Consider the following 14,617-nt stretch of genomic DNA (forward strand, 5'->3'; position numbering starts at 1 on the left):
GGCCCTCATCCATGGCGAACATCGCAGCAGAGTCTAGCTGTGGATAACAGTCCCGTACTGCAGACCCGCTGGCTAATGTCGCAGGTATGAGCCTGACCAGACGGCTGCCGTTCCTGCGCTGGTCGTTCATCCGGCTGGCCTGGGGTGCCCGCAACATCACCACCACGGGTCAGATCGGCGACGGCCGCGAAGCTGCCGCCGCGGACTTCGTGGAGACCCGTGCGCGCGCCGGGGACCTCGACGACGTCATCGCCGCCATCGACCGCTTCGCCTACGAGCACTCCTATCTGATCAACGTCGGCGACGAAAAAGGACTGCTGCTGGACGCCGCGGTCCGGCGGGTATCGCCGTCGACCGCTCTGGAGCTGGGCACCTACTGCGGATACGGCGCGCTGCGCATCGCCCGGGCCGCCCCGCAGGCACGGGTGTTCTCGGTGGAGTTGTCGGCGGCCAACGCCGAGGTGGCCCGCCGGATCTGGGCCCACGCCGGCGTCGCCGACCGCGTCACCTGCGTCGTCGGCACCATCGGTGACGGCGGGGCCACGCTGGACGCGCTGGACTTCGCGCCCGGGGAACTGGACTTCGTGTTCCTCGACCACGACAAGGACGCCTACCTGACCGATCTGCGCACCATCCTGGACCGGGGCTGGCTGCGTACCGGGGCCGTGGTCGTCGCCGACAACGTCGGGATCCCCGGCGCCCCGCGGTACCGCGCGTACATGAAGGAACACCAGGGCACCTCGTGGCGGACAGTCGAGCACAAGACGCACGCCGAGTACCAGACGCTGCTGCCCGATCTGGTGCTGGAGTCCGATTACCTGGGCGGTTAACGGGCCCGCGGGTGCGCCCCTGCCCAGACTTCACGGAGCGCGCTGACGGTCACCAGCGTGTAGATCTGCGTGGTGGTCACCGAGGCGTGCCCCAACAGTTCCTGCACGACGCGCACATCAGCGCCGCCGTCGAGCAGATGGGTGGCGAACGAGTGCCGCATGGTGTGCGGTGAGACCGCCGCGGCGATCCCCGCCGCCTCGGCGGAATCTTGCAGCACCTGCCACGCGCTCTGCCGGGACAGCCGGCCACCGCGGGCGTTGAGGAAGATGCCCGGGGTGCCCTTGCCGCGGCGCGCCAGGTCGGGGCGTCCGCGCACCAGGTAGGTGTCCAGCGCGCTGACCGCGGGCCTGCCGATGGGCACCAGGCGCTGCTTGCCGCCCTTGCCGCGCAGCAGCACCGAGCGGGATTCGGTGTCCACATCGTCGAGGTCCAGGCCGACCGCCTCGGAGATCCGGGCGCCGGTCGAATACAGGACTTCCAGCAGCGCGCGGTTGCGCAGGGTCAGGGGTCCGTCGGATTCGCGTTCGCCGCCGGCGGCCTCCAGCAGCGAGACGACTTCGTCGAGGGTGAGGCTCTTGGGCAGCCGCCGGGTCGGGGTCGGGGGTTTGACGGCGCGGGCCACATCGACCTCGACGACGCCCTCCGCGGCGAGAAAGCGGTGCAGCCCGCGGACCGCGACGAGGGTGCGCGCCGCAGACACCGCCGACAGCGCGGTGATGCCGTTGTCCGGGTCGCCCTTGCGCAGCGCGATCAGGAAGTCGCTGACATCGGCCTCCCCGACCGCCCGCAGATCGGCGATGGCGCGACCGGTCAGGTGTTCGGCGTAGCGGCGCAGGTCGCGCCGGTAGGAGCTCAGGGTGTTGGCCGCGACGCCACGCTCGATGGTCAGGTGGTCCAGATAGCCCTGGATCTGTTCGTCGAGCACACCCATCGCGGTCGTCACGGTTCAGTCCTGTCGGGCCGCGAAGGCGTGCGGCAGATCCGTCCACGGGCTGTCCGCCGGCCGCAGCGCGGATCGGTCGGACACCGCGTATGCGGCCAGAATCCCGGCCACCGCAATCGAATTGACGATCTCACCGGCCAGCACCTGCTGCACCGCTGCGGCGAGGGGCAGCCAGTCCAGTGTCAGATCGGCCTCTTCGTGCTCGGCTTCGGGCCGCCCGATCTCCGAGAGCCCGGTCGCCAGGAAGATCCGCACGCTCTCGTCGCTGAAACCGGGTGAGGTCACGATGTCGGCCAGCACCGACCAGTTCTCGGCGACCAGGCCGGCTTCCTCGTGCAGTTCCCGGGCGGCGGTCAACGCCGGGGCTTCCCCACCCACATCGAGCAGGCCGGCCGGAATCTCCCAGAGCCGGCGACCCACCGGGTGCCGGTACTGATAGACCATGGCGACCCGGTCGTCGTCGTCGAGTGCGACGACCGCGACCGCACCGAAATGCTCGACCACCTCGCGCCGGGCCACCGCGCCGCGGGGCATCTGCACCTCGTCGAGGCGAAGAGCGAGAATCTTTCCGGCGTAGACGGTCTCGCTGGACTCGGTGACGAAATCGTGTTCAGCCACGGTGGGCCGGTTCGGCTTCCTCGACCTCGGCGCCATTGGAGCGCGACAGTTGCTCCAACGGAAGCAATTCGCCGGCCTTGTACTCCAGCGCCGCGCCGATGAAGGCGGCGAACAACGGATGCGGACGGGTCGGGCGGCTCTTGAGCTCGGGGTGCGCCTGGGTGCCCACCAGGAAGGGATGCACATCGGCGCCGTACTCGACGAATTCGACCAGGTGCCCATCCGGTGAGGTGCCGGAGAACTTCAACCCGCTCTCGGCGATCCGGTCCCGGTAGGTGTTGTTGACCTCGTAGCGGTGCCGATGCCGTTCGGAGACCTCGGTGGCGTCGTAGGCCTTCGCCACAATCGATCCCGGCTCCAGCACCGCCGGGTAGGCGCCCAGGCGCATCGTGCCGCCCAGGTCGGCCTCACCGGCGACGGCGTCGAGTTGATCGGCCATGGTGGCGATCACCGGGTCCGGGGTGTCCGGATCGAACTCGGCGGAGCTGGCCTCGGTCAGCCCCACCGAGCGCGCCGCCTCGATGACGATGCACTGCAGACCCAGGCACAGACCGAGCACCGGCACACCCCGCTTGCGGGCGTAGCGGATGGCACCGATCTTGCCGTCGATGCCGCGGATGCCGAAGCCCCCGGGGATCAGCACGCCGTGCACATCCTCCAGCGCGGCGATGGCACCGGCATCGGTCTCGCAGTCGTCGGAGGCGATCCACCGGATGTCGACCTTGGCGCGATGGGCGAACCCGCCGGCACGCAGCGCCTCGGCCACCGACAGGTAGGCATCGGAGAGGTCGATGTACTTGCCCACCAACGCGATCCGGACGGTCTCCTGGGGTTCGTGCACGCGCTGGAGCAGGTCGTTCCACTGCGTCCAGTCGACGTCGCGGAAGGGCAGGTTGAGCTTGCGCACGACGTAGGCGTCGAGTTCCTCGCGGTGCAGGACCTTGGGGATGTCGTAGATCGACGGCGCGTCCGGGGTGGAGATGACGCCGTCGATGTCGACGTCACACATCAGCGCGATCTTGTTCTTCAGGCCCTCGGGCACGTCGCGGTCGCATCGCAGGATCAGCGCGTCGGGTGCGATACCGATGCTGCGCAGGGCGGCCACCGAATGCTGGGTGGGTTTGGTCTTGAGCTCACCGGAGGGCGCCAGGTACGGCACCAGCGAGACGTGCAGAAAGAACACGTTGTCGCGGCCCACCTCGTGGCGGACCTGCCGGGCGGCCTCCAGGAACGGCAGTGATTCGATATCGCCGACGGTGCCGCCGATCTCGGTGATCACCACATCGGGCCGGTTGCCCTGGGCGTCCGGCTCGGCCATCGCCAGGATGCGGCTTTTGATCTCGTCGGTGATGTGCGGGATCACCTGGACGGTGTCGCCGAGGTACTCACCGCGGCGTTCCTTGGCGATCACCGAGGAGTACACCTGACCGGTGGTCACGTTGGCCGACCCGGACAGGTTCCGGTCCAGGAAACGCTCGTAGTGGCCGACGTCGAGGTCGGTCTCCGCGCCGTCTTCGGTGACGAACACCTCACCGTGCTGGAACGGGTTCATGGTGCCGGGATCGACATTGAGGTAGGGATCGAGCTTCTGCATCGTCACCTGCAACCCGCGGGCGGTGAGCAACTGGCCGAGGCTACTGGCCGTCAGGCCTTTCCCGAGTGAGGACGCGACACCACCGCTGACGAAGAGGTGTTTGGTCGCGGTCTGCGGGTGCTTGCGTAACTTCGCTTGACCGGGCAAGTGCAACCTCCGTGGCGATGGGGCGAGCTGATTTTCACCAACTCAGGGCCTGCGACCCACGGAATCTCACCTTAACACCAGCGCCGACAAGCCGCGCCTGACGCGCCGGGGGTGAGCGAAGCGACGGGGAATGTCCCGGGGGCGAGCGAAGCGACGGGGAATGTCCCGGGGGGTGAGCGAAGCGACGGGGCTGTTTACTGCGGGACGGTGACGGAGTTCGCACCCTGCCCGATGCCGTAGCGGCCGGGTTGGCCGCCACGCAGCAGGTCGCTCAGCGCCAGGGCCGTGGTGATGCGCCCCGATACGAGGTCCACGTCGTCGACAGTGCTGACCGCGGCCGACAGCCCGGCATCCGAACGGGTCACCGCCACGGCCGCGGTTCCGGTGGCCGACCCGTCGCGCCCGGCGAGCACGACGCCGCCGCCGTGTGGGGCCAGGCCGGCGGCAAACCGTGCCACCGTGGTCCCCCGGTTGCCGGCGTCATCGCCGAGCGAGCCCCCGGTGACGATGACGGCGGTGTCCGCGGCGTCGACACCCTGCGCGTCGTAGGCGATGAAACCGGTGTCGCGCAGAGTGGCCAGCACGGTCTCGCGCTGATCCTCGGGGACGGCCTGCTCCTTGCCCCGCAACAGTGCGATCCCGAGCAGGTCACCGGCTTGGGAGCCTTGGTCCACCGACGCGGTGCTGAGCTGACGGCCCACCGGCACGATCGGTGAATTGACCACCGACAGCAGCTTTTCCGAGGAGTTCGCATCGACGAATTGCGGGGTCAGAGCGATGACCCCGGTGGTGCTGGCGCCGGCCTGTCCGACCAGTCGAACCATGGCGTCCACGTCGTCGTCGGCGGCGTCGGGGGTTCTGAAAATCACCACCGACTTGTCCCGCAGGGTGTCGCGCAGGATGCGCGGCGCCACGATTTCATCGAACTCCCCTGCCGCGCTCAGCTTTTCGTTGAGCTCGTTCTTCTCGTCGGTCAGCGTTTCGATCTCGGTGCGCAGGTCGGCCTTGTCGCTGCGCAGCCCGGACAGCACCGTGTCGGAGAACAGGCCCGAGCCCAACACCACACCGATGGCCAGGGCGAGGAAGACCGCGGCCAACGAAATGGCATGCGTGCGCAGCGAAATCATGATGCCACCCTTCGAGGATTCAGCGAGGATGCCGCAGGATCTAGGACACCAGGCCCTGCGCCCAGAGCAGGAAGCGGTTCCAGTAGTCGACGACCCAGTCGATCACGGTGGCGTCGACCTGGGTCACCCACAGTGCAACGATCACCGCGATCAGCATCGCCAGCACCAGCAGGGCGATCGCGCCGGCCGATACCCGGCTGCGGTACAGCGTGGCCACGGCCTTGGCGTCGACGAGCTTCTCGCCGACCTTGAGCCGGGTCAGGAACGTCGACGGGTTGCTCTGCTGACGGGAGCGGTCGAAGAACTCTTCGATGGTGGCGCTGTGGCCTGCGGTGACGATCAACGAGGCGCCGTGGTGGTGGCACAGCAGCAGCGCGAGGTCGGCGGCCGATCCGGCGGCCGGGAAGGTCATCGCTCCGACACCGAGATCCTGGATGCGCTCCAGGCCGGGGGCGTGACCATCGGCGTCGGCGGGCAGCACGACCTGCGCTCCGCAGCGCAGCGCGTCGGTGCTGATGGTGCTGGGGTCACCGACGATGAGCGCGGGCCGGTAGCCGGCCTTGCGGAGCAGGTCGGCTCCGGCGCCGACACCGACCAGGACGGGCTGATACTCCTTGATGAACGGCTTGAGCGCCTTCAGGTCGTCGGCGGCGGTGGGGCCCTCGGCGACCACGACGACGTGCCTGCGGTCCATGTCGACATCGATATCGGGGATGCCCATCCCGTCGATCAACAGCGGGCTCTCGCTGCGGATGAACTCGATGGTGTTGCCGGCGAAGGCTTCCAGGTGCGCGACAAGCCCGCTCTTGGCTTCCACCATCAGCTCGTGGATCTCCAGGTCGGTGCGCTCGGTACCGAGCCCGATCCGGCGGTCACCGGCGTAGACGCCACCGTTGTTGAGCCGGATGCGCGCGCCGTCCTTGATCTTCTTGAAGACCTCCGGGCCCGCCTCGTCGATGAGCACGATGCCGTTGGCCACCAGCACCTCGGGGCCGAGGTTGGGGTAGCGACCCGAGATGGACGGTGAGGCGTTGACCACACCGGCGACCTCGGCCTCCACCAGAGCGTCCGCGGTGATGCGGTCGAGGTCCTGGGCGTCCAGGACGACGATATCGCCGGGCCCGATGCGACGGAGCAATCGATCAATGTCGCGGTCAACGCGGGCAGTACCGATGACGCCCGGCTTTGAGCTGGCATTACGCGATAGCAACGCTGACATCTTCATGCGGCGATTCTGGCCATAAACCCTCAAGTTGAGGTGGAGGCGCGCCGTAACACCAGCCCCACAAGTTTTCTTTTGTCACATCTGCAACATCAGCGCGATCTCAATCGCGCTTCGCCGCGTAGTGCCGTGCGGCCTTGGCCCGGTTGCCGCACGTGGTCATCGAATGCCACCGCCGGGTGCCGTTCTTGGAGGTGTCGTGGAACCAGAGCACGCAGTGCTCGTGAGCGCATTGTTTGATCCGACCCGGAGCCACCGCCAGCAGTCGCAGCAGATCGTCGGCGGCCAGCCAGCCGGGCAGCCACTCCGGCCGCGCGACATCTGGCTCTTCGCGCGGACCGGTCTCGGCGAGAATGCGACGGACCCGTCCGTGGTCGAGCACCGCGTTCAGCTCATCGATCTCGTTGTCGGCGACCGCCCGCAGCACCGCTTCCCGGGCACGGACCAGTGCGACGCGGGTCTTCTCGTCGGCCGGGCAGCGCTCGTCGAGACCGTTGGCCACCAGCCAGGTTCGCAGGCCGGGCACATCCGTGAGCAGGTCCTGCGGTCCGTCGGTGGACATCCAGACCGTGTTCAGCAGATCCAGCGCGAGAGGTTCCCCGACATGCGGGCGCGGATCGGCCATGTCCCGAGCTTAACGCACTAACCATCGAAATCGAGTTAGACGGTTGACACCAGCCTGCGATCGACCTAACCTCTGAAATAAGTACACCAGTTAGATGGAGGATCAGGATGAGTACGCCCACCGCCCCACAGCTCGCCCCCGGCCACGTCGGGCTCAACGTCACCGAGCTCACCCGATCGGTGGACTTCTACCGGCGGGCACTGGGTTTCGAACAGCTTTCGATCCACAACGAGGGTGACCGCCGCTACGCCTTCCTGGGCATCGACGGCAACCTGCGTGTGACGTTGTGGCAGCAGAGCGACGGAGAGTTCTCCAGCCGCACCCCGGGACTGCACCACCTGTCGTTTCAGGTCGACAGCATCGAGCAGGTGCGGACCGTGGAGTCCGCACTCAAGAAGCTCGGGGTGACCTTCGCTCATGACGGTGTGGTGGCGCACGGTGAGGGCGCATCATCGGGTGGCATCTTCTTCACCGACCCCGACGGGATCCGGCTCAAGGTCTACGCGCCACGCGGCGCCGAGGCCGAGCCGGCCCCCAACGGCGAATCACCCACCTGCGGATTCTTCTGACGGCGCGCCATGACCGTCTATCACCCGGGCGAGCTGGCGGTGCAGCGCCGACTGGGCCAGAGCGAGATCGCCGCACGTCTGAGCCGGATGGTCCGCGACGAGATCCCGGACGCCGCCGCCGAATTCCTGGCCGATCAACCGATGGTCGTGCTCGCCGCGGCCGACGACGCCGGCCGGATATGGACCAGCCTGGTCACCGGCCCGCCCGGTTTCGTGCACGTCACCGATGAGCAGATCGCCGTCGATGCGTTGCCCGTCACCGGCGATCCCCTGCACGAGGTGCTGACCGGAAGACCCCACCGGGTCGGCATGATCGCCGTGCAGCCGCAGACCCGGCGCCGCATGCGGGTGAACGGTGTCGCCGTCCCGACCGGCGCCGGACTGCTGATCCAGCCCGATCAGGTGTACTCGAACTGCCCGAAATACATCTCCCGCAGGCATGTCGAGGGTGTGGTGAGCGCGCCCGACAGGCACGTGCGGTACCACGGCGACGCCCTCGACGCGCGTACACAGCAGATCATCGCGGCGGCCGACACCTTCTTCATCGGATCCGCGGATACCGAGGGCAACACCGACGCCTCTCACCGGGGCGGCAATCCGGGCTTCCTCCAGGTGCTTTCACCCCAGCGGCTGCGATGGCCGGACTACCGGGGCAACTCGATGTTCATGACGCTGGGCAATATCAGCGCCAACCCGCGGGCCGGACTGCTGATCCCGGACTGGGACGCCGGGACCACCCTGCAGCTGACCGGCACCGCCGAGATCATCTGGGAGAGCGGGCCGGGTGCACAGTGTTCGGTCGAGTTCACCGTCGACGAGGTTCTCGAACTGACCGGTGTCAGCCCGCTGCGCTGGAGCGGCGCGGAACTGTCTCCCGCCAACCCGGCCTGACTACTCTGCGCGGTCGCGCTGGGCTGACTCCCACAGCTCACGCGCATGGGCCCGGCCGCTGTCGGTATCGCCGAGCCCGGCCAGCATCCTGGCGAGTTCGGCCACCCGGTCCTCGTCGTGCAGACGGACGACGCGGCTGGATTTCGGGCCGCTCTCCACCACCAGGTGGGTATCGGCGTAGGCGGCCACCTGCGGCAGGTGGGTGACGACGATGACCTGATGAGTGCGGGCCAGCCGCGCCAACCGGCGACCGATCTGCACCGCGGCGCGCCCACCGACTCCGGCGTCGACCTCGTCGAACACCATCGTGGTGCCCTCGGCCGACGCTGACAGCACCACCTCGAGTGCCAGCATGACGCGCGACAGCTCACCGCCGGAGGCACTTTTGGCCAGCGGCAGCAGCTCGGTGCCACGATGCGCGGCGAACCCGAACTCGACCGCGTCCACCCCGTGCTGACCGGCGTGCGCCGCCACGCCACCGGCCAGCGTGATCGGTGCCGAGTCGTCGGCACGGGCCGCCAACGGCGCCAACGAGATACCGAAGTCGGCCCCGGTCATCGCCAGTCCGGCCAGTTCTGCGGTCACCGCCTTGGACAGCCCCTTGGCCGCCTTGGTGCGCGCCTTGGTGAGGTCGGCGGCCGCGGCGACCACCTTGGCCTGCAGGTCATCGACGCGCTGCTGCAATCCCGCCAGCGCCTCCTCCGAGACGTCGAGCTGCGACAGCCGGTCGCGGGATTCTTGCGCCCACGCCAGCACCGCGTCGATATCGGCACCGTACTTGCGGGTCAGTCCGCGCAGCTCACTCTGGCGCGCCAGTTTGCCTTCCAGCGTGCTGGCATCGCTGGGCAGTTCGGAGAGAAAATCACCGAGTTCGGTCGACACATCGGCGATCACGGCGACCGCTTCGGCCAGTCGCTCCCCCAGCGCCTGCAAGGCGCTGTCATCGGTGCCCTCCAGGGCGGCCCTGGCCGAGGCGACATTGGCCGCCGCGGACGCCGCATCGGTGCCGTCGTCGTCGGGCGGGCCCGCCAACGCGGCCCGTGCCCCGGCGGCGGATTCGCGCAGTGCGTCGAGTTCGGAGAGCCGACGGATATCGGCGACAAGGGCGTCGTCCTCACCCGGCGCCGGGTCCACGGTGTCGATCTCGTTGATTCCGAAGCTCAGCCGGTCCGCCTCGAGCGCGAGCTCGCGGGCCCGCTGGGTACGGTCGATCAGGTCGCGGCGCGCGGTCAGCCATTCCGCACGCAGCGCCCGGTACTTGCGTAGCGGCGTGCTGACATCGGCGAACCTGTCCAGCGCGCCGCGCTGCTCATCGGGGCGCATCAGCCGCAGCTGATCGTTCTGTCCGTGCAGGGCGAGCAGCTCATTGGTGAACCCGCTCAGCGATTTCGCCGGCACGCTGCGCCCGCCGAGGTAGGCCCGCGACGGACCGTCGCGGCTGACCGATCGCGCCGCGATGACGCTGTCGTCATCGTCACGGTCTGCGCCGGAGGACTCCAGGATCTCGTCGATGCGACCGGTGACATCGGCACCGAGATCAATGGTGGTGAAACGGCCTTCCACCACGGCCCGGTCGGCACCGGTGCGTACCCGGCTGGCGTCGGCCCGCGCGCCGCCCAGCAGGTGCAGACCGGTCACCACCATCGTCTTGCCTGCGCCGGTCTCGCCGGTCAACACGGTCAGGCCGCGATCGAACTCGGCCGTCGCCGAACTGATCGCGCCCAGGGATTCGATACGTATCTCGGAGAGCACTACTGGCCACGCCATCCGGTGACGGGCAGCCGGAACTTACGAACCAGCCGGTCGGTGAACGGCGCGCTGTCCAGACGCACCCATTTCAGCGACGTCTCACAGCGGGTGACCTCCAGGCGCGCGCCGGCCGGCACGATCATCTTTCGCCGGCCGTCACAGAAGGCCACCGCGTCATTGCCGCCGGCCTCGATCTCGATGGCAATGGACGCGTCCGGGCTGGTGACCATCGGTCGCGCGAACAGCGCATGAGCGTTGTTGGGCACCACCAGGATCGCCTCCAGATCCGGCCACAGGATCGGCCCACCCGCCGAGAACGCATACGCGGTGGAACCCGTCGGCGTCGAGACCAGCACACCGTCGCACCCGAAAGACGACACCGGGCGGCCGTCGACCTCCAACACCACACCCAGCACGCCGAGCCGCGGGCCCTTTTCCAGACTGGCCTCGTTGAGCGCCCAGCCGTGGTCCAGGATGGTGCCGCCCGCACGAACCACGATGTCGAGGGTCATCCGCTTCTCGACCAGGTAGTCGCGGGCGATGACATGGTCGAGGACTTGGTCGAGGGCCTCGGTCTCCGCTTCGGCGAGAAAGCCGATGCGACCGAGATTGAGTCCGAGCACCGGAATCTCGGCATTGCGGGCAAGTTCGGCAGCACGCAGGAAGGTGCCGTCACCACCGAGAGCGAGCACCAGCTCACAGCCCTCGGCGGCCCGTTCGTCGGCGTCGACCACCTCGATGTCCACGCCGAGCGCCCGGATCTCGTCCGGCGCCAGGTGCAGCGAACCGCGGTCGACGGCTTCGGCGGTCAGCACCCGCAGGCCGATCCCGTGTTCACCGAGCACCTTCTCGACCCGGCGGGCGGTCTCGGTGGCCTCGTCACGCCCGGTGTGCACGACGACCAGCACGGATCGTTCGGATGTCATTGTGGCCCTTCGTCAATCGCGCGAGCAACAGCGTGTTCCAGGCTCTCACCGATGAGAGGGGCGTCGGCTTCGGCCCGGAATCGCAGGAAGAACTCCACATTGCCGGACGGCCCCGGCAATGGGCTGGCAGTGACAGCGACTGTGTGCCAGTGCAATTCTGCGGCACGGTGCGCGACGGCCAGGACCGCCTCGGCGCGCAGCGCGGGATCCGAGACGACGCCACCGGCACCGACCCGGTCCTTGCCGACCTCGAACTGTGGTTTGACCATCGGAACGATGTCGGCGTCCCGGCGGCAGCACGCGGTCAACGCGGGCAGCACCGTGGCCAGCGAGATGAAGGACAGGTCGGCGACCACCAGATCGACCGGGCCGCCGATCGCGTCTGGTGTGAGGGTCCGGACATTTGTGCGTTCCAGCACGTGAACCCGCTCATCGGATCGCAGTGACCAGGCGAGCTGTCCGTAGCCGACGTCGGCGGCCACGATCTCGGCGGCACCACGGTCCAGCAGGACCTCGGTGAATCCACCGGTCGATGCGCCCGCGTCCAGGCAGCGGCGGCCTTCGACAGGCACACCGAAAGCGTCGAGCGCACCGATCAGTTTGTGCGCACCTCGCGATACCCAGGTGCGTTCGTCGGCAGCTACGGTGAGGTTGGCGTCCACCGATACCGCAGTGGCAGGCTTGGCCGCCGGCATGCCATCGATGCGGACCCGGCCCGCGCCGATCAGTTCTGCGGCCTGCTGCCGGGACCTGGCCAGCCCACGCCGCACCAACTCGGCATCCACCCGCGCTCGTCGCGTCATCGGGTCAGTGCCCCCGGATCGCGTCGCCCCGGCCCTCCACCGATTCCAGGGCGCGGACCAGTAGGTCATGCGCCTCTTCCAGGCGCGCTGCGACGGCATCGATTTCGGAGTCCTCCAGCCCGCCGGATTCGATATCCGGCAGGTCTGCCAACAGTGCCGCAATCTGGGTGCGGATCTGCTCGGGATCGGTACTCATATCGCTGATCACGCTAGCCGATGCGGTCAGGTCAGCAGCGACCAGCGCTGCAGTGCGGCGCGCGCGGTGTCATCGCCGGCCGCGACGGTGACGCTGCCGCCGCCGGCCCACGCTGCGTGCGCGGTGGCACGTACGACGCTCAGCGGATCACCGACATCGGCGCCGGTCGCCCGAACGGTGAGCGTCGAACCGCTGGTCTGGGTCTGCCACGCCGGGTGCGGGGAGATCCGCAAAGCCTCGGCGTCGGTGTGCAGTGCCCGCAGATCCTCGGACACGTAGTCGGGCCGGCTGCCGGGCGCGGCGTGCACCATGTCGGCGGCGTTGTTCACCCCGGTGAGCACCATCAGGCTGGGCAGTCCCGCAGCGTTGGCTCCCTCGATATCGGTATCGAGGCGATCCCCGATCACCAGAGGTGTCCTGAAATCGCCGCGGGCCAGCGCGTCATTCATCAGCGTGGGGGCCGGCTTACCGGCGACCTGAGGTTCGGCATCGGTCGCGGTGCGCAGCGCAGCGACCATGGAGCCGTTGCCCGGCAGCAACCCTCTTTCCGACGGCAGCGTGCGGTCGACGTTGGCGGCGACCCACAGGGCACCGGCACGGATGGCCAGCGCAGCCTCGGACAGGATGGGCCAGCTGGTCTCGGGGTTGTGGCCCTGGACGACACCGACGGGATTCTCCTCGAACGCGCGGACCGGCTTCAGGCCGACGGCGACGATCTCGGCGGCCAGCGAGTCGGTGCCGACGACCAGGACTGTGGCGCCTGCGGGCAGTTGGCTCGCCAGCAACCGGGCGGCGCTCTGCGCGCTGGTGACGACGTCGTCGGGTTGGGCGCTGAAGCCGAGCTCCTGCAGATGCCCGGCGACCTCGGCCGCCGACCGGGAGGCATTGTTGGTGACGTAGAGCGTGCGGGCGTCCAACGTCGCCAGACTGTCCACGGCTCCGGTGGTGGGTTCATGGCCGCGGAACACCGTGCCGTCGAGATCCAGGAGCAGACAGTCATGCTCCTGTGCCAGCGTGCCCATCTCAGGTCAGCTCGGTGAGACGTTCTTCGGCGTCGGTGACACCCTCGACGTCGACGGCAGCGGCGTTGATGAAGGCCTGCACCGCGTCATCGGGGCGACCGAGAGCGAGCAGGGTCTCGGCATAGACGTAGAACAGCCGGGCACTGGTGGTCCCGAGGCGGGTCGCGTCCAGCGGCGGGCTGGACAGCAGCGCCAGCGCCTGTTCGTGCTGGCCGAGATCGGATCGCGCGCCTGCCACCACGATGCGCAATTCATCGGCATCGTCACCGGTGAGCTGCCGGGCCTCGTCGCTGCGGGCCAGCTCGACGGCCCGTTCCGGGCGCCCGACACCGCGTTCGCAGTCGGCGATCAGCGGCAGCAATGCAGACTTGCTGCCCATCCGGCGAGCGGCACGCAATTCGGCGAGCGCCTGCGCCCAGTCACCGCAGTAGTAGGCCGCGATACCGACGGCTTCGCGGACCGCGGCGATCCGGCCGGAGCGGGCACGCGCGGCGCGGGCGTGTTCCAGCGCAGCGGCAGGATCATCCTCGAAGAAGTTCCCCGGCCGCCACCAGGTGGCGTGCCACGACGTCGGCCGTGGACTTGTCCAGGGTGATCAGCTCGCTGCGGATCTCGGGAGAAAGTTGTTTGGCTTCGATCTCCGGGGGGATGCGCGGGCCGACCGGACGGTCTTCGCCGTCCTGATCGCGCCGGCTGCTGGGCCCGGACGACCATGGTGGGCTGGGCCGATCACGACCACCTCGATGAGGTGCGCCGCCGGCTCCGGAACGCTGAGCACCGTTGGCGCCGGACCGGTGCCCGGTGTTCCCACCGGTACGCGGGCCGTCGCCCGCCGCCCGGCGGAAGGGCCGTTCGCCGCTGCCGGCTTGTCTGTCCTCGGCCACAGTCGCCTTCCTGATTGATCAACCGTCTTTCCGAAAGGATAGCCGGGAGCCGGCGAAACACGACAGCTGCACGAATATCGGCCATTAACTGCCATTCAATTCGGACTGGAAATGGTCACCGAATTACGGTATGCCTCGGCCCTCCAAACGGTGTTTGGAGGGCCGAGGGCTTAATGTGTGTTCGGCGGTGTCCTACTTTTCCACCCTTTTGGGTAGTATCATTGGCGCTGGTAGGCTTAGCTTCCGGGTTCGGGATGGGACCGGGCGTTTCCCTGCCGCTATGGCCGCCGTAACTTTATTCACCCTTTTCTGGGCGCCCCCACGCGCGTGATGGGTGGGGGAAGTGTGTTTTGGTGGTGGAGTGTGTGACATTCCCATTGCTGGTCGTGTCGTGTGTTCCATGGTGTGGATTGTGGTTGCAAGCGCGTTTGTTGTGCGTCAAATTTTTTCTTACACGGTTTATCTGCTAC

At 68.2% G+C, this 14,617-nt stretch carries 14 protein-coding genes, 1 rRNA gene and 1 pseudogene; 3 read left to right on the top strand and 13 right to left on the bottom strand.

What is annotated here, in order from left to right; all coding sequences use genetic code 11:
- Nucleotides 1–86: 86 nt before the first annotated feature.
- Complete coding sequence (locus tag C6A86_RS16405; RefSeq protein WP_105362607.1) at nt 87–830, top strand: O-methyltransferase; 744 nt, start codon at nt 87–89, stop codon at nt 828–830.
- Here C6A86_RS16405 and xerD read toward each other — a convergent pair.
- From xerD to C6A86_RS16435, 6 genes are all read right to left on the bottom strand, one after another.
- Complete coding sequence (gene xerD / locus C6A86_RS16410) at nt 827–1,762, bottom strand: site-specific tyrosine recombinase XerD (RefSeq protein ID WP_105362606.1); 936 nt, start codon at nt 1,760–1,762, stop codon at nt 827–829. The two genes, C6A86_RS16405 and xerD, sit on opposite strands and share 4 nt — an antisense overlap.
- Nucleotides 1,763–1,777: 15 nt before the next feature.
- A complete protein-coding gene (locus C6A86_RS16415) occupies nt 1,778–2,392 on the bottom strand; it encodes an NUDIX hydrolase (protein WP_105362605.1) in 615 nt (204 codons plus the stop codon).
- On the bottom strand, nt 2,385–4,133 hold the full coding sequence (locus tag C6A86_RS16420; RefSeq protein WP_105362604.1) for a CTP synthase: 1,749 nt from the start codon (nt 4,131–4,133) through the stop codon (nt 2,385–2,387). Before C6A86_RS16420 ends, C6A86_RS16415 begins: the two co-directional genes overlap by 8 nt.
- Nucleotides 4,134–4,327: 194 nt before the next feature.
- Entirely contained in the window at nt 4,328–5,260 is a 933-nt protein-coding gene (locus C6A86_RS16425; protein WP_105362603.1) for a copper transporter, read from the bottom strand.
- A gap of 40 nt (nt 5,261–5,300) precedes the next feature.
- Nucleotides 5,301–6,485, bottom strand: a complete 1,185-nt coding sequence (steA, locus tag C6A86_RS16430) for a putative cytokinetic ring protein SteA (protein WP_105362602.1) — start codon at nt 6,483–6,485, stop codon at nt 5,301–5,303.
- Nucleotides 6,486–6,585: 100 nt separating this feature from the next.
- On the bottom strand, nt 6,586–7,107 hold the full coding sequence (locus C6A86_RS16435) for a CGNR zinc finger domain-containing protein (protein WP_105362601.1): 522 nt from the start codon (nt 7,105–7,107) through the stop codon (nt 6,586–6,588).
- A 107-nt stretch (nt 7,108–7,214) separates the two neighbouring features.
- Here C6A86_RS16435 and C6A86_RS16440 point away from each other — a divergent pair, with 107 nt between their 5' ends.
- Entirely contained in the window at nt 7,215–7,676 is a 462-nt protein-coding gene (locus C6A86_RS16440; protein WP_311100785.1) for a VOC family protein, read from the top strand.
- A 9-nt stretch (nt 7,677–7,685) separates the two neighbouring features.
- A complete protein-coding gene (locus C6A86_RS16445) occupies nt 7,686–8,567 on the top strand; it encodes a pyridoxamine 5'-phosphate oxidase family protein (RefSeq protein ID WP_105362599.1) in 882 nt (293 codons plus the stop codon).
- Here C6A86_RS16445 and recN read toward each other — a convergent pair whose 3' ends face one another.
- The 7 genes and pseudogenes from recN to rrf all read right to left on the bottom strand — a co-directional run bounded on the left by recN (nt 8,568) and on the right by rrf (nt 14,439).
- Entirely contained in the window at nt 8,568–10,319 is a 1,752-nt protein-coding gene (gene recN, locus C6A86_RS16450; protein WP_105362598.1) for a DNA repair protein RecN, read from the bottom strand.
- On the bottom strand, nt 10,319–11,242 hold the full coding sequence (locus C6A86_RS16455; RefSeq protein WP_105362597.1) for an NAD kinase: 924 nt from the start codon (nt 11,240–11,242) through the stop codon (nt 10,319–10,321). Before C6A86_RS16455 ends, recN begins: the two co-directional genes overlap by 1 nt.
- Nucleotides 11,239–12,045, bottom strand: a complete 807-nt coding sequence (locus C6A86_RS16460) for a TlyA family RNA methyltransferase (protein ID WP_105362596.1) — start codon at nt 12,043–12,045, stop codon at nt 11,239–11,241. Before C6A86_RS16460 ends, C6A86_RS16455 begins: the two co-directional genes overlap by 4 nt.
- 4 nt (nt 12,046–12,049) lie before the next feature.
- Nucleotides 12,050–12,241 carry a hypothetical protein gene (locus C6A86_RS16465; RefSeq protein ID WP_105362608.1) on the bottom strand — a complete coding sequence of 64 codons (192 nt, stop codon included), beginning with the start codon at nt 12,239–12,241 and terminating at the stop codon, nt 12,050–12,052.
- 26 nt (nt 12,242–12,267) lie between these two features.
- Nucleotides 12,268–13,263 (bottom strand): HAD-IIA family hydrolase, encoded by a 996-nt coding sequence (locus C6A86_RS16470; RefSeq protein ID WP_105362595.1) that lies wholly within the window; start codon nt 13,261–13,263, stop codon nt 12,268–12,270.
- A gap of 1 nt (nt 13,264) precedes the next feature.
- Nucleotides 13,265–14,147: pseudogene (locus tag C6A86_RS16475) on the bottom strand (tetratricopeptide repeat protein).
- 179 nt (nt 14,148–14,326) lie between these two features.
- Nucleotides 14,327–14,439, bottom strand: a 5S ribosomal RNA gene (gene rrf, locus C6A86_RS16480).
- Between the last annotated feature and the right edge of the window lie 178 nt (nt 14,440–14,617).

The sequence above is a fragment of the Mycobacterium sp. ITM-2016-00316 genome (genome assembly GCF_002968335.2).
GTDB lineage: Bacteria > Actinomycetota > Actinomycetes > Mycobacteriales > Mycobacteriaceae > Mycobacterium.

Coding starts and splice junctions, on each gene's coding strand:
- C6A86_RS16405 (WP_105362607.1), top strand. CDS start 87: ATGAGCCTGACCAGACGGCTGCCGTTCCTGCGCTGGTCGTTCATCCGG.
- xerD (WP_105362606.1), bottom strand. CDS start 1,762: ATGGGTGTGCTCGACGAACAGATCCAGGGCTATCTGGACCACCTGACC.
- C6A86_RS16425 (WP_105362603.1), bottom strand. CDS start 5,260: ATGATTTCGCTGCGCACGCATGCCATTTCGTTGGCCGCGGTCTTCCTC.
- steA (WP_105362602.1), bottom strand. CDS start 6,485: ATGAAGATGTCAGCGTTGCTATCGCGTAATGCCAGCTCAAAGCCGGGC.
- C6A86_RS16435 (WP_105362601.1), bottom strand. CDS start 7,107: ATGGCCGATCCGCGCCCGCATGTCGGGGAACCTCTCGCGCTGGATCTG.
- C6A86_RS16440 (WP_311100785.1), top strand. CDS start 7,215: ATGAGTACGCCCACCGCCCCACAGCTCGCCCCCGGCCACGTCGGGCTC.
- C6A86_RS16445 (WP_105362599.1), top strand. CDS start 7,686: ATGACCGTCTATCACCCGGGCGAGCTGGCGGTGCAGCGCCGACTGGGC.
- C6A86_RS16455 (WP_105362597.1), bottom strand. CDS start 11,242: ATGACATCCGAACGATCCGTGCTGGTCGTCGTGCACACCGGGCGTGAC.
- C6A86_RS16460 (WP_105362596.1), bottom strand. CDS start 12,045: ATGACGCGACGAGCGCGGGTGGATGCCGAGTTGGTGCGGCGTGGGCTG.
- C6A86_RS16465 (WP_105362608.1), bottom strand. CDS start 12,241: ATGAGTACCGATCCCGAGCAGATCCGCACCCAGATTGCGGCACTGTTG.
- C6A86_RS16470 (WP_105362595.1), bottom strand. CDS start 13,263: ATGGGCACGCTGGCACAGGAGCATGACTGTCTGCTCCTGGATCTCGAC.